Consider the following 14,378-nt stretch of genomic DNA (forward strand, 5'->3'; position numbering starts at 1 on the left):
GACGAGGCGCATTGCGCGCCTAATGGCCAATAGCTATAACTCAGCACAGGGCCAGAAGTTTCGCAGGACGCTGACGTGATGAGATCTCTCTATGTCGAAGTGGGGCGTGCGTGCGAAGGTGCTGGGCCTGTGCCGCGAGGCAATGGCTGCCTGGGCGGTGGCGCTGGTCGCGTTGGTGGCCGGCGTACTGCTGTCGGCTGGCCTCGCGCTGGCCGCGCAGGCGTTCTACAAGCAGCAGTTGCGCCAGCGCTTCGAACTGTTGGCCAGCGAGCGTTATAGCCGTATAGCCGAGCGTTTCGACGACCAGGAGCGACGCCTGAATGGCTTGCGGCGCTTCTTCACCTATGCCAATGAAATCACCCCGAGCGAGTTCGATGGCTATGCCCGGCCCTTGTTGCAGCGGACCCAGGCGTATTCCTGGGCGCCGCGGGTCGAGGGCGGGCAGCGGCGCGAGTTCGAGCGCCAGGCCAGTGCCTGGCTGGGGCAGGATTACCTGATCCGCGAGGTGGATGGCGCTGGCCACTGGTACCCTTCGCCACGCCGAGCCTATTACTATCCGGTGCTTTATACCCAGGCCGAGTGTATGCAGGGGCAGCCCTACGGGCTCGACCTGCGCAGCCAGCCGGCCCGTGAGCAGGCCTTGGCACGCGCCATGCTACCGGGCAGCATGGCGGTTTCCGAGCCGCTGGACATGCTCAGCGTCGCCCCGGACCTTAGCCGTGGGCTGTTGATGGTCGCACCAGTATTCCGTGATGCATCGCCGGATGACCCGCCGGCGGGATATGTCATGGCCTTGCTGAATGTGCGCCAGTTGGTCACCGAAGGCCTACCCATCGCTGAAGATGACAATCTGGTGATGCGCATCATCGACCCGAGCGGGCGGGACGGCCACGAAGTGTTGTTCGATTCACAGAATCCGGTGGCGGCACTGGCCATGGTCAGCACGCAACTGCTGCGTCTTGCCGACCATCATTTCCAGCTCGACATGCGCCCGAGCCAGGCATTCCTGCGGGCCAACCAGTCCACTGCCGCCTTGGCCGTGGGGCTGCTGGGCGGCTTGTTGAGCCTGCTGCTGAGTGTGTTGCTGTACAACCTGTTCAGCCAGCGCCAGCGTGCCTTGACCCTGGTCGAGCAACGTACGGCGGAACTGCGGGTCAGCGAGCAATCGTTGCGTGAGACCCACAACCAGTTGCGCAGCGTACTGGATGCCGCGACCCAGGTGGCCATCATCGCGACCGGCCTCAAAGGCGAGGTCAGCACCTTCAACGCCGGTGCCGAACGCATGCTGGGTTATTCGGCCAGCGAGGCGATCGGGCACCTGCACCTGGAGGACCTGGTGATGCCGGAAGAGCTCAGCCAGCGTGCCCATGCTTTGAGCCTGCGCTATGGGCGGCACATCGCCGGAGGCCAGGCAATGTTCGCCGAGACCATCCAGGAGAGCGGCGGCGAACCTGGCGAGTGGACCCTGGTGCGCAAGGATGGCGGTCATTTGCTGGCCAACATGCTGGTGACTGCCGTGCTCGACGAGCAGGGGCTCTGGGTCGGCTACCTGGCGATCTGTATCGATGTCACCGAGCGGCGCCGGGTGCACGAGGCCCTGGCCCTGCGAGATCGTTTGCTGGAGAAACTCAGCGCGGAAGTGCCGGGCGGGATCTACCAGTACCGGCTGGACGCCGATGGCCACTCGTGCTTCCCCTATGCCAGCCAGGGGCTGTTCGACATCTACGAGGTCGACCTGCAACTGCTGCGCGAGGATGCTTCGGTGGTATTCGAGCGCATTCATCCCGATGACCTGGAGCGCGTGCGCCGTTCGGTGCGCTATTCCGCTGAACACCTGTCGCCGTGGCGCGAAGAGTACCGGGTATGCCTGCCGCGGGCCGGATTGCGTTGGGTGCGCGGTGAGGCGACGCCCGAGGTCGGCGAGAACGGTTGCACGCTATGGCATGGCTATCTCACCGATATTTCCGACCTCAAAGGGGTGGAAGAAGAGTTACGGGCGCTGTCGGTCACCGATTCGCTGACCGGTATTCATAATCGCCGCTATTTTCAGGAACGACTCAAGGTCGAACTGGATCGTGCCCAGCGTGATAAGCAGGACCTGGCCGTGATCATGCTCGACATAGACCATTTCAAGCGGATCAACGATCAGTACGGGCATGCCGTGGGTGACCATGTACTGCGCAGCCTGTGCCAACGCATTGGCCAGCGCTTGCGCCGCACCGATGTGTTCTGCCGGTTGGGGGGGGAGGAGTTCATGGTGCTGTGCCCTGGAAGCGATGTCGAACAGGCGCGGACGCTGGCCACGGAGCTGTGGCAAGGCGTGCGCAGTGTGCCAGTTGAAGGAGTGGGCAAGGTCACTGCAAGCTTTGGCGTGGCCGGGTGGCGGCAGGGGGAGGGGGCTGATGCCTTGTTGCTGCGGGCAGATGCCGGGGTGTATGCGGCCAAGCAGGCAGGACGGGACAGAGTAGAGGCAGAGTCGGCTTGAGATTGCTTTTTTGCCTGTCCCGGCCTCTTCGCGGGTAAACCCACAGGAATAGCACAAGGCATGAGCCCTGTGGGTGCCTGTTGGAGCGGGTTTCCCCGCGAGGTGGCCAGTGCAGGTTATCGAAGCATCAAGGTGCTGCAGCCGTCGCGCTGTTGTTCAGCTTCGGCTGGCGGTAGAGATCCAGCAGCACTTGGTCGAGCACCTGCGAGGCGCCCCATGGCTTCGGATCGTTGAGGATCGCCGCCACCGCCCAGGTATTGCCGTTGCTGTCGCGGCTGAAGCCGGCGATCGCCCGTACGGTATTCAGGGTGCCGGTCTTGATGTGCCCTTCGCCGGTCAAAGCGGTGCGCTTCAGGCGTTTGCGCATGGTGCCGTCCATACCCACCAGTGGCATCGAGCTCATGAACTCGGCGGCATACGGGCTGTTCCACGCCGCTTGCAGCAGTGCCGCCATTTCGCGGGTGCTGACCCGTTCGGCGCGCGACAGGCCGGAGCCGTTCTCCATCACCAGGTGCGGTGCGGTGATGCCTTTCTTGGCCAGCCACTGGCGCACCACGCGCTGCGCGGCACGGGCGTCATCGCCGTCGGCATCGGTGCGGAACTGCGCGCCGATGCTAAGGAACAGCTGCTGGGCCATGGTGTTGTTGCTGTACTTGTTGATGTCGCGGATCACCTCAACCAGGTCGGGCGAGAAGGCCCGGGCCAGCAGGCGAGCGCTCTTGGGCACGTTTTCGATGCGGTCACGGCCCTGGATGCTGCCACCCAGCTCGTTCCAGATGGCCCGCACGGCCCCGGCAGCGTAGGTCGGGTGGTCCAGCAGCGACAGGTAGGTCTGCGAATTGCAGCCATCGCCCAGCTGGCCGGTGACGGTCACGCTGATGCCGTCGGGTTGCTGTACCGGGTTGTAGCGCACGTCGCCGCTGCACTGCTTGGAGGCCACGGCCTTGACCTGGTTGTCGATGTGGATGCTGGCGATCGGTGGCTCGACGGCAACGGTGACCTTGCCGCCGTCGTTGCGGGCAACGAAGCGCAGGGCCTTGAGGTTGATCATCAGCGAATCCGGCTTGACCAGGAACGGCTTGTTGACGTCGCCACCGTCATCGTCGAACTGCGGCAGGTTGGGTTGCACGAAGTGGCTGCGGTCCAGCACCAGGTCGCCGGTAACGGTGCGTACGCCATTGGCGCGCAGGTCACGCATCAGCAGCCAGAGCTTTTCCATGTTCAGCTTGGGGTCGCCGCCGCCCTTGAGGTACAGGTTGCCATTGAGCACCCCGTTGCTCAGGCTGCCGTCGGTGTAGAACTCGGTTTTCCACTGGAAAGTGGGACCGAGCAGTTCAAGGGCGGCATAGGTGGTGACCAGCTTCATGGTCGAGGCCGGGTTGACCGATACATCGGCGTTGAACACGGTCGCCGAGCCAGGACCGTTAAGCGGCAGCATGACCAGCGACAGTGCGCTGTCCTGCAGCTTGTTGGCCTTCAGTGCTTGCTGGACTTTCGGCGGCAGGGAGGTATTGACGGCAGCTGCCTGGCTGGGCAATGCCAGTGGCAGCAGCAGGCCAGCGAGAACGAGGGGGCGGAGCTTTTTGATCATATGGATTAAATACCCTGCGGACGAGGGAAAAAGACAATGGGGCTGTACGAGATGATTACCCCAGGACGAAATATAGAGCGCATTATGCCCCAAGCGCAGCGCTGATGCGCCACGTTCGACGGAAAAGCGCCTTTGTAGCGTGGAAACTGGTAAAGTGCCGCGCGTTAATACTCAAGAGGATTGTTTCATGGCTACCAACCGTTCCCGTCGTCTGCGCAAGAAGCTGTGCGTTGATGAATTCCAGGAGCTGGGTTTCGAACTGAACCTGGGTTTCAAGGAAGACCTGTCCGACGAAGCCATCGATGCCTTCCTCGACGCCTTCCTGGCTGAAGCCATGGATGCCAACGGCCTCGATTACGTTGGCGGTGATGACTTCGGTCTGGTGTGCTCGGCCAAGCGTGGCTCGGTCAGCGAAGAGCAGCGTGCCACTGTCGAAGCCTGGCTCAAAGGCCGCAGCGAACTGACCAACATCGAAGTCAGCCCGCTGCTGGACGCCTGGTATCCGGAAAAGCCGATCAACCCGGCTTCCTGACCTGTGCATGAGCGGCGCCTCGCTCGGGCGCCGCTCAGTCAAGCCTTGGCCAGTTCCCTGGCCAGCGCTTTCTCCACCCGGCGCATATGCCGGGCCAGTACCTGCCGCTGCAGTCTGATGCACCCAGCAGATAACGCTTCTTCCTCCAGGGCCTCGCAGGCCGTCATCATGCGCCTTGCTTCCAGCAGCCGTGCCGCGCTGAGGATCTTGTGCGCCTGCTCGCGAATCTGGTTGGCCTGATGCTGGGGATCAAGGCTCATGAGCAGTGCCAGGTCTTCCTGCAGGCTTGTGTGCACGGCAGTGAGAAAGCGCGTACGGCTTCTGGCGTTGTTGCCGACGATGCCGGCCAGGCCCGCCAGGTTGAACAATGGCTCGATGGCTTGGTGGGGGCTGGGCACGATCTTGGCCAGGTATTGGCTGAGCGTACGCAGACTGATGGGCTTGAGCAGGCAATCGTCCATGCCGGCGCTGAGGCACTTTTGCCTGACTTCGGGTTGGGCGTTTGCGGTGTAGCCCAGGATGACGCAGCGCGGTCGCCCGTTCTGGCGCTCTTCGCTGCGCACGGCAGTGGCCAGTTGGTAGCCGCTCAGGTGTGGCATGTTGCAATCGAGCACCAGCACGTCGAACGGCGTATGGCGCCATTTTTCCAGGCCTTCGCGGCCGTCGCTGGCGCTGGCATGGCTTAGCCCCAGGTAACCCAGTTGCTGTGCCATCAGCAAGAGGTTGGCTGGGTGATCATCGACCACCAGCACTTTCAGGTCACGGTCGGGTATGTCCACCTCCTCGGCCTCCCGCCCCTGAGGCGCCGGGGCGTCGACGCGCTCAAGCGGCAACAGCAGGCGAACTTGTGTGCCAAAGTCCGGGAGGCTCTTGATGCTCAGGTTGCCACCCATCATCTCGCACAGGCTGTGGCAGATAGCCAGGCCGAGCCCAGTGCCGGCGCGGGCACCCTGGCTATGCGGGTTGGCCTGGACGAACGGGTTGAACAGTCGCTGGAGGTCTTCGCCCTCGATGCCGATGCCACTGTCGCGCACCTCCAGTTCCAGCGTCGGGTGCGTGCACGGGCCTTCGTCGCGCAAACCGAGTGTGATGCTGATCTGGCCCTGCTCGGTGAACTTGATGGCGTTGCTGACGAGGTTGGACAGGATCTGCTTGAAGCGCAGCGGGTCGAGCAAGGCATGGCCACGGGCTTCAGGGCTGATGTTGATGTCCAGGGCCAGGCCTTTCTGGCGCGCTTGCCCGTGGAAGACGCGGCCGACCGACTCGACAAGCGCTGCCGGATCGACGGCCTCTGGATTGAGTGACAGGTGGCCAGACTCGATACGCACGATATCCAGGATATCGCCGATCAGGCCAAGCAAATCCCTCGCCGATTGGTGGGCGACTTCCAGCGAAGTGGCGTCCACTTGCCCTTGCAGTGCGCGCTGCAACGCCAGTTCGAGCATGCCGATGACCGCGCTCATCGGCGTGCGGATCTCGTGGCTGATGGTGGCCAGGAAGGTACTCTTGGCACGGTTGGCGTCGTCGGCCAGGCGCTTGGCTTCGCGCAGCTCCTGAACCAGTTTGCGCCGATCGCTGATGTCGACCCAGCCGCCAATGATCCCTTGTACTTCACCCAGCGAATCACGGTAAGGCAGGATCCAGTGGTAAAGGGTCATTTCGCGATCCTTGAGGCGCACAGGACGGTCAATGATCAGCGGCACGCCGGCAGCCATCACCTGTTGGTAGTCGGCCTGAATCTGGCGGGTGTTCTCGGCATCGGCGAACAGGCTCTCTTCCAGGCGTTTGCCAATCACTGCTTCCAGGCTGGACTGGACGGCTTCAAGGTAGCTGGCGTTGCAGCTTTGCAAGCGGCCCTCGCGGTCGCGCACGTACATGGGGTGCGGGGTGCCGTTGAGCAGTGCACCCATGAACTCCAGCTGGTCGCTCAGCGCACGTTCGGCGCGTTGGCGCTGCTTGATCTGGCCGCGCAGGCGAGCGTTCCACAGCAGCGCCAGCAACAGCAGCACGCCTGTCCCCAGCAGCACTTGCAGGATCAGGCGTCGCAAGCTTTGCCAGCTGGCATCTTCATGCACGTCGTAGCCGCGCCAGCGATTGTTGATCACCCCCAGTTCTTCCGGCGAGATGCTCAGCAGGGCTTTGTCGAGCATGCTGGCAAGGGCTTTGTCCTGTTCGCGGGTCGCCATCGCGAAGTTGGCCGGCTCGCTGCCCACCGTGCTGCGTATGACCAGGTTGGTATTGACGGCAAGGGCGTGGTTGGCGTCAATCAATGGTGTGATCACGGCATCGACGGCACCACTGTTTAGCAGCGCTACCGAATAATAGGGGCTTTCGGTCTCGATCCAGCCGATCTGTGGGAAGTGGCTCGCCAGCAGGTCGTCCATGTTGCTGTAGCGGGAGATGGCGATACGACGCTGGCTCAGCTGCTCCAGCGAACTGAACCGCTCGTCATGGGCACGGGTGACCAGCACGTGGGGGCTTTCGAGGTACGGCCGGCTCAAACGCAGGCTTTTGTCGTTGATGCCGTCGCTGGCAAGGGCGGCAATCATGTCTACACGCCCGTCTTCAAGCCGTGCGAGCATGTCGGCAATGCCATTGGCCCGCTGGACCTGAAAGCGCAGGCCGGTTCGCAGGCGTATCAGGTCCAGCAGGTCGGCCGTTATTCCGCGAAAATGGCCGTTGCCATCGAAATAGGAAAGGGGAGCTGCCGTTTCGTCAATCGCGACCTGCATGACCGGATGGCTGCGCAGCCACTGCTCCTCGTCTGCCGTCAACTGCAGCTGGCGATTGCTCAGCAGCAGGTCGCTGCCAGCGCTCCAGCGCTTGAGAATACTGGCCCGCAGTGAGCTGGACTGGCGGTCGAGGGTTGCATCGACCAGCTCTTTGAGCTGCACATCCTCGGTGCGCATGGCGAAACTGAAACCGAAGTTCTCGTGTTGGCCGAAACTGGCCAAGCGCAACCGTGGCAGGTGCCCGCGGTTGAGCTGGTAATGGGTCGAAATGGTATCGCCGACGAACACATCCGCCTGGCCAAAGGCCACGGCGTTGAGGGCCTGGGTGGATGAGCCGAAAACCAGCACCTCGGCATTGGGGTAGGTAGCCTGGACTTCCTCCTGCGGCAGGTAGTGGTAGAGCATGCCCAGGCGCATGCCAGGCAGGCCGCCATTGAGGGCACGCATTTCATCTTCCCGGGTGACCAGCACGGGTTGATCAACCGCATAAGGGTGCGAAAGTGTCACGCCTTCGGTTGTCGCTTCGTAACCATTGGCGCTGCCGAGCAGGTCGATTTCGCCACGTTTGAGCGCCTGCAGCGCTGCCTGCCTGTGCGGGTAGCGCATGACCTTGACCGGCAGGTTCAGTGCCCTGCCGATCAGGCTTGCATATTCGGCCGTGAGGCCCTGGTAGATCTGCCCGCCACTGGTGATGTCGAAGGGTGGGTAGTCGGGCGCCGAGGTGCCCAGGGTCAGGCTATGGCGACCCATCAGCCACTTCTTTTGCTGTTCAGTCAGTGGCGGATTGAGCGGTATCGCCGAAGAGCGGGCCAGCAGGGTATAGGTCTCGACATCCTGGGATGAAGCCTGCGCCAGGTCGCAGGCGAAGGCCAGGACGAACCCCAGGCAAGTGATCAGATGCAGCATCGAAAACCTCAGACCAGCGCGTTACGTTTAGCCATTTCAATCAGGTCGACCAAGGTGTCGACCTGCAATTTCTGCATGAGCCGCTTTTTGTAGGTACTGACGGTCTTGTTGCTGATGAACATGCCCTTGGCGATCTCCTGGTTACTGCGGCCTTGGGCGAAAAGTTGCAGGACCATCAGTTCTCGGTCGTTAACGAGTCGGAAAAGTTGCAGGTCTGCGTCAGCTGTTGCGTGGTCATTGTGTATCGCCTGGCTGGGAAAATAGTTATAGCCAGCCAGTACGGCCTTGATTGCACTGAGCAGTTCGCTCAGGTCTTCCTGTTTGCATACATAACCTGCGGCGCCGGAGTGCATGCAGCGCATCGCGAACAATGCCGGTGTCTGTGCGGTGAGTATCAGGATTTTCAGCGGCAGGGCCATGCCCTGGAAGCGCGAAAGCACCTCAAGACCGTCGAGTTTGGGAATGCTGATATCCAGGATCACCAGTTCTGGCTGGGTTTCACGAATCATCTGTATGGCATCTACGCCATTGTCCGATTCACCCACGACTTTGTAGTTCTGGTTTTCCAGCAACATACGGACAGCAAGGCGGATGACTGGATGGTCATCGACGATAAATACGCTATTCATGTTCAAGTTCCCTGCAGCGAATGGCGGAGGCAGGGTGGCACCTTACCCCAGTTGCAAGTCGACGGGGGCGAGTGGATAGGTAATTCGATATATATGGGAAACGGCTTACAGCGGAAAACAAATTGAGCCACGAAGTGTAAGAATTTACTTCGTCATCAAAGGCGTTTTGGGTGCGTTTTGTTCTTTTGTGTATACGTTGTTTATAAGGCGGTAGGGTTTGTAGGACGTTTCTTAGATAAGGGCGTCGCTCGGTATGTGCTGAGCGACGCCTTGCCCTTAGCTCAGGCTCGAGTGCCCGGTCATTTCCCGAGCCATGTCACTTGCATAACTGTCGGTCATGCCTGCGATGAAGTCGATCATACGCAGGAACGCCTGGTGCAAAGAGTCGTGCGGGTTGGGGGCGTTGTTGCCGATCAGGTCCAGCACGCGGCGGCTCTTGAATGACGGCGTGCGGCCGCCATGCTGTTCCAGGGCGGCAGCGCAGAACGTGTTGAGGAGGATTTCCAGCGTGGTGTATGCGCCAATTTCATGCAGCGTCTTGCGCTTGTCCTGGAAAATCTTGTTTCGCGCCATAGCCTTGGCCTGCAGTACGCAACGCTTGGCCGGGCCGTGCATGTGCTCGACCAGGTCACCGCTCAGGCGACCGCTCAACAGTGCTTGCTGCTGCTCGACAAAGGCGTGGGCAGCGGCATTGGTCAGGTGCTCGATGGCTTTGCCTCGCAGTATGGCCAGTTTGCGTCGGCGGGAGTCGGCAGGGCCAAGCTGTCGATAGGTCTCCGGCAGGTCATCGCCGACCAGGTCGAGCAGCAGCGCCTCGACTTCGGCGTAGTGCAGCAGCTCCATCTCCAGGCCGTCTTCCAGGTCAATCAGGGCGTAGCAGATGTCATCTGCCGCTTCCATCAGGTACACCAGCGGATGGCGCGCCCAGCGCTGTTCTTCAAGCTGCGGCAGGCCGAGCTTGCGGGCAATCTGTTCAAGCAGTGGCAGTTCGCTCTGGTAGCAGCCGAACTTGTGCTTCTTGTACCCCAGGGCATCGGCATGCCGGGCAGTCCAAGGGTACTTGAGGTAAGTGCCAAGGGTGGCGTAGGTGAGCCGGGTGCCGCCATCGAACTGGTGGTACTCGAGCTGGGTGAGCACACGAAAGCCTTGCGCGTTGCCTTCGAAATTGAGGAAGTCGGCGCGTTCGTCGTCGCTCATGTCGTCCAGCCAGCCACGCCCGGCGGCCTGCTGGAACCAGTGGCGAATGGCGTCTTCACCGGAGTGGCCGAACGGTGGATTGCCAATGTCGTGAGCCAGGCAGGCCGACTGCACGATCATGCCCAGGTCGCTGGGCTCGCACCACTCGGGCAGGCTGCTGCGCAGTGTTTCACCGACACGCATGCCCAGTGAGCGGCCTACGCAGCTTACCTCCAGGGAATGGGTCAGGCGCGTGTGGATATGGTCGTTGCTGGTGACGGGATGGACCTGGGTCTTGCGCCCGAGGCGGCGAAAGGCTCCTGAGAAGATGATCCGGTCATGGTCTTTGTGAAACGGGCTGCGGCCCAGTTCTTCGGCGCTATAGAGCGCTTTGCCAAGGCGCTCGCGGGTGAGCAGGGTGTGCCAGTCCAAGGCGCGGTCTCCTGTCGATCGAGAGGGATAGCTTCCAGCGTCGCGAGCAGGCGTGCAAGAGGAAGATCGTGACCGGCCCTGGGCAGGGGGCCGGTCATGACGTTCAAGGGCGACGGTTGCCTTGCAGGTACAGGCGCACCAGCGGCAACAAGCTGGTTCCCAGCCGGACCAGGCGGCCCAGGTTACCGCTGCGTACCCCTTTGCCGGTGAGAAAGCCCAGTGCCACGACGGCCCCGATGCCCCACAACGGCGCGTGCTTGATACCCAACCCGTCATGCAGCGAGCTGCCCATGCCGCGCAGGCGCTGCAAGGGTTGCAGCAGCTGGCCGGACTCATGGCGGATCTCCTGGCGGTGCATTTCCATGCGCAGGCGTAGCAGCGCCTTGCGCAGCTCCCGTGGATTACGGGTATTCGGAAGTTCTGGCAGGCTCATGGCAACAGGCGCTCCCGGTCCTTGGCCAGTTCGTCGAGGGTCGCACCGAACGGTGACGACTCATCGAACACAGCCGCTTTGAGGCGCAGGCCGCAATACAGCGCAGCCGCGCCATAGAACACGCACAGGCCAATGATGCCAGCCAGCCGATAGCTGTCCCACAGCAGCACCAGCAGCAAGCCGGACAAGGCCGTCAGCAGCAGCAGTGCGAACACCAGTGCCAGGCCGGCGAACAGCAGCAGGCTCAGGGTGCGTGCTTTCTGCTCCTGCAGTTCGATGCCGAACAGTTCGATGTGGCTGTGCAGCAACCCCAGCAGTGCCGCGCCCAGGCGCTTGCCGGAAGCGCTGGTGCCAATGCTGTCATTGTCCATGGGGACTCCTCAGCGCCGATTGGCCAGCAGGCCGATCAGCAGGCCGACGCCTGCGGCAATACCAATGGCCTGCCAGGGTTTCTCCTGGACGTACTGTTCGGCGCTACCGAGCGCTGCCTGGCCGCGCTCGCGCACTGAATCCTGAGTCAGCTGCAAGGTTTCACGGGCTTGGGTCAGACGCTCGTGGATCTGCTCGCGCAGTTCATCGGCCTGGTCGCCGGCGAGGTTGGCAGTATCGGCCAGCAAGCGCTCGGTATCGCGAACCAAGGCTTGGAAGTCAGCCATCAATATCTCTTGTGCAGTCTTTGCCGATTTGCTGGCCATGGGGCTCTCCCTATTGTAGGTGTGCAGGTCTGTAGGTCATTCGAGTGACCGGGTGTATGGAAGGTTCACTAGCGGCGCTGGTATGGGCCTTGCTACTGAAACTTGCCACAACGCGGGGCGTAGCCCGCAGCGGTGCGCCGAACCAGGGCGTCGACCCTGGCGGATACCGATAAACCTTAACCCAATCCACGACAAACCCAAGAAAAAACCACGCAGGCCGCGCCCGGTTCGGTAAAACAGGGCAAACGCTGGCACCGATTCGGTGCAGGGATGCAGGTTCTTGAACTGTCCTGGTGCTTTTTCAGCAGGTCTGCCTCTTTCATGGAAAACATGCACAGCGCAATGGACTCCTTGGTCCACGGCTCCAACACCCTGTTCATCCTGATGGGCGCCATTCTGGTGCTCGCCATGCACGCCGGCTTCGCCTTTCTCGAAGTGGGCACCGTGCGCCACAAGAACCAGGTCAACGCGCTGTCGAAGATCCTCAGCGATTTCGCCATTTCCGCGTTGGTGTATTTCTTCATCGGCTACTGGATCGCCTATGGCGTGAATTTCCTGCAACCGGCGTCGCAACTGGCCACCGACCACGGCTATGCGCTGGTCAAATGCTTTTTCCTGCTGACCTTCGCAGCCGCGATTCCGGCGATCATCTCGGGGGGGATCGCCGAACGTGCGCGCTTCGCGCCGCAGCTATGCGCCACCGCGTTGATCGTTGCGTTCATCTACCCCTTTTTCGAAGGCGTGGTGTGGAACGGCAATTTCGGCGTGCAGGCCTGGCTGCAGGCCAGCTTTGGTGCGCCGTTCCATGATTTTGCCGGCTCGGTGGTCGTGCATGCCATGGGCGGCTGGCTGGCGCTGGCCGCGGTGCTGTTGCTGGGCGCCCGGCGGGGGCGCTACCGCGACGGCCGGCTGGTGGCCTTCGCACCCTCGAGCATTCCATTCCTGGCATTGGGCTCATGGATCCTGATCATCGGCTGGTTCGGCTTCAACGTGATGAGCGCCCAGACCTTGCAAGGTGTCAGTGGCCTGGTAGCGATCAATTCGCTGATGGCCATGGTCGGCGGCACCTTGGCAGCCTTGCTGGCCGGGCGCAACGACCCGGGCTTCCTGCACAACGGGCCGTTGGCAGGGCTGGTGGCGATCTGTGCCGGCTCTGACCTGATGCACCCCGTTGGCGCTTTGGCTACCGGGCTGGTGGCGGGGGTACTGTTTGTCTGGAGCTTCACCGCTGCGCAGAATCGCTGGAAGGTCGACGATGTGCTCGGTGTCTGGCCGCTGCACGGGCTTTGCGGCCTGTGGGGCGGCATCGCCTGCGGCGTGTTTGGCCAGGCGGCTCTGGGTGGCATGGGTGGGGTCAGCCTGGTCAGCCAGCTGCTGGGCAGCCTGGCAGGCGTCCTGCTCGCACTGATCGGTGGTTTCGCCGTGTACGGCCTGATTCGCCAGGTGCATGGCCTGCGCTTGAGCCATGAACAGGAGTTTCAGGGTGCAGACTTGTCGCTGCACCGGATCGGCGCCACCAGCCAGGATTGAGCAGGGTCAGGTGCACAGGGGGCAGGACGGACTTAGAATAAGCTTCTTCCTACAGTCAAATCGGGTGTTGCCCCACATGCTGCCTGAATGCCAACTCTTCGGCACCGTCGGGTGCCACTTGTGCGAAGTGGCCGAAGCCGTGCTGATGCCCTTTGTCGAACATGGCTTGCTGATCGAGTTGGTCGATATCGCCGATGACCAGGCCTTGTTCGAGCGGTACGGTTTGATCATTCCGGTGTTGCGGCGCAGCGACACGTCTGCAGAGCTTGCTTGGCCCTTCGATGCCGAACAGGTAGTGGCTTTTCTTCACCAATAACGGGCAGGAGGGAATGATTGCCCTCGTGCACGGCCTCGGGCCAGAAATGATGATGCCTCACCGTTGAATGGTCATCGGTACTTTTGCATTGTCATCGAGAGCCTCATCATGCTGATCACGCCACATTTCGCCCTGGAAGAACTGATTGCTTCGCAATTTGCCGCGAGAAAGGGACTGGACAATATTCCTCCGCCTGAAGTCCTGGATAATCTGCACCTGCTTTGCCAGGTGCTTGAGCAGGTTCGGGAGATGTTCGGGCGCCCCGTGATCGTCAGCAGCGGATACCGCAGCGAGGCGCTGAATCTGCTCGTCGGCGGGGCGCCAGGCAGCCAGCACGTGAAAGGCCTGGCTGCGGATTTCACCGTGCGGGGCATCGACAACCGGGAAGTGGTCAGGCAGGTCAGTGAGAGTGACTTGGCGTTCGACCAGTTGATTCTGGAGTTCGACAGATGGGTTCACTTGTCGGTATCGGTGGCCGCGCCGCGCCGTCAGGTGCTGACCATTCGCAAGGGTACGGGCTACCTGCCCGGCTTGCAGTAGGGGCCGAGACGATTGACGCAGCGGTGTCGCGCTACGTATGCTGTATATAAATACAGTGTCGAGGTGGATCATGCTCAACGTCGAGCAACTCAAGTACAGCGTCAACCGTATGCCGGTGGAGCGGGTGTGCGACGCCGTGCTGGAATTGCGTCTCGAAGGCTTGGTCACCGATGACCGCACGCCCTTCGCAAAGGTGCATTTCAACACCTGTTTTGCAGAAATCGAGGCCTTGTTCCAGCGTGCCGGTTACCATCGCGGGCTGGATGTCGTGGGTTACCAAGGCCTGATCTATGCGCTCTATGACCCCGGGCGCTGGGAGCCGGTGCAGGTATTGCGCTGGTTGAAGGCACATAGCGAGAGGATAGTGGAGACTGGTTGAGG

General features: G+C 61.8%; 13 protein-coding genes. 6 read left to right on the top strand and 7 right to left on the bottom strand.

Going from position 1 to position 14,378, the window contains the following annotated elements; translation table 11 throughout:
* The first annotated feature begins 91 nt into the window (after positions 1 to 91).
* Complete coding sequence (locus CQW31_RS24110; protein WP_099815564.1) at positions 92 to 2,485, top strand: diguanylate cyclase; 2,394 nt, start codon at positions 92 to 94, stop codon at positions 2,483 to 2,485.
* A 127-nt stretch (positions 2,486 to 2,612) separates the two neighbouring features.
* Here CQW31_RS24110 and dacB read toward each other — a convergent pair whose 3' ends face one another.
* Positions 2,613 to 4,076, bottom strand: a complete 1,464-nt coding sequence (dacB, locus tag CQW31_RS24115) for a D-alanyl-D-alanine carboxypeptidase/D-alanyl-D-alanine-endopeptidase (protein ID WP_054883450.1) — start codon at positions 4,074 to 4,076, stop codon at positions 2,613 to 2,615.
* Positions 4,077 to 4,263: 187 nt separating this feature from the next.
* Between dacB and CQW31_RS24120 the strand changes: the two genes are divergently transcribed.
* Entirely contained in the window at positions 4,264 to 4,608 is a 345-nt protein-coding gene (locus CQW31_RS24120; protein ID WP_054883451.1) for a YggL family protein, read from the top strand.
* Positions 4,609 to 4,646: 38 nt separating this feature from the next.
* On the opposite strand, the gene CQW31_RS24125 is transcribed toward CQW31_RS24120, so the two are convergent.
* The 6 genes from CQW31_RS24125 to CQW31_RS24150 all read right to left on the bottom strand — a co-directional run bounded on the left by CQW31_RS24125 (position 4,647) and on the right by CQW31_RS24150 (position 11,611).
* The gene (locus CQW31_RS24125) at positions 4,647 to 8,246 is read right to left on the bottom strand and encodes a transporter substrate-binding domain-containing protein (RefSeq protein ID WP_099815565.1); all 3,600 of its coding nucleotides are present in this window, start codon (positions 8,244 to 8,246) and stop codon (positions 4,647 to 4,649) included.
* An 8-nt stretch (positions 8,247 to 8,254) separates the two neighbouring features.
* Complete coding sequence (locus tag CQW31_RS24130; RefSeq protein ID WP_054883453.1) at positions 8,255 to 8,875, bottom strand: response regulator transcription factor; 621 nt, start codon at positions 8,873 to 8,875, stop codon at positions 8,255 to 8,257.
* Between the two features lie 276 nt (positions 8,876 to 9,151).
* Positions 9,152 to 10,483: a deoxyguanosinetriphosphate triphosphohydrolase gene (locus tag CQW31_RS24135; RefSeq protein ID WP_054883454.1), complete on the bottom strand. Its 1,332-nt coding sequence runs from the start codon at positions 10,481 to 10,483 to the stop codon at positions 9,152 to 9,154.
* A gap of 103 nt (positions 10,484 to 10,586) precedes the next feature.
* Positions 10,587 to 10,916 (bottom strand): hypothetical protein, encoded by a 330-nt coding sequence (locus CQW31_RS24140; RefSeq protein WP_054883455.1) that lies wholly within the window; start codon positions 10,914 to 10,916, stop codon positions 10,587 to 10,589.
* Positions 10,913 to 11,287 carry a phage holin family protein gene (locus CQW31_RS24145; protein ID WP_054883456.1) on the bottom strand — a complete coding sequence of 125 codons (375 nt, stop codon included), beginning with the start codon at positions 11,285 to 11,287 and terminating at the stop codon, positions 10,913 to 10,915. The genes CQW31_RS24140 and CQW31_RS24145 overlap by 4 nt, the downstream gene beginning before the upstream one ends.
* Before the next feature lie 9 nt (positions 11,288 to 11,296).
* Positions 11,297 to 11,611, bottom strand: coding sequence for a YqjD family protein (locus CQW31_RS24150; RefSeq protein ID WP_099815566.1), 315 nt, complete (start codon positions 11,609 to 11,611; stop codon positions 11,297 to 11,299).
* 321 nt (positions 11,612 to 11,932) lie between these two features.
* On the opposite strand from CQW31_RS24150, the gene CQW31_RS24155 reads away from it, so the two are divergent.
* From CQW31_RS24155 to CQW31_RS24170, 4 genes are all read left to right on the top strand, one after another.
* A complete protein-coding gene (locus tag CQW31_RS24155; RefSeq protein ID WP_054883458.1) occupies positions 11,933 to 13,141 on the top strand; it encodes an ammonium transporter in 1,209 nt (402 codons plus the stop codon).
* A gap of 76 nt (positions 13,142 to 13,217) precedes the next feature.
* Entirely contained in the window at positions 13,218 to 13,457 is a 240-nt protein-coding gene (locus tag CQW31_RS24160) for a glutaredoxin family protein (protein WP_054883459.1), read from the top strand.
* A 108-nt stretch (positions 13,458 to 13,565) separates the two neighbouring features.
* On the top strand, positions 13,566 to 13,997 hold the full coding sequence (locus CQW31_RS24165; RefSeq protein WP_099815567.1) for a D-Ala-D-Ala carboxypeptidase family metallohydrolase: 432 nt from the start codon (positions 13,566 to 13,568) through the stop codon (positions 13,995 to 13,997).
* Between the two features lie 70 nt (positions 13,998 to 14,067).
* Positions 14,068 to 14,376, top strand: a complete 309-nt coding sequence (locus CQW31_RS24170) for a hypothetical protein (protein WP_054883461.1) — start codon at positions 14,068 to 14,070, stop codon at positions 14,374 to 14,376.
* Positions 14,377 to 14,378 lie beyond the last annotated feature (2 nt).

It is taken from the genome of Pseudomonas sp. 382, from assembly GCF_002759075.1.
GTDB classification, from domain to species: Bacteria; Pseudomonadota; Gammaproteobacteria; order Pseudomonadales; family Pseudomonadaceae; genus Aquipseudomonas; species Aquipseudomonas vlassakiae.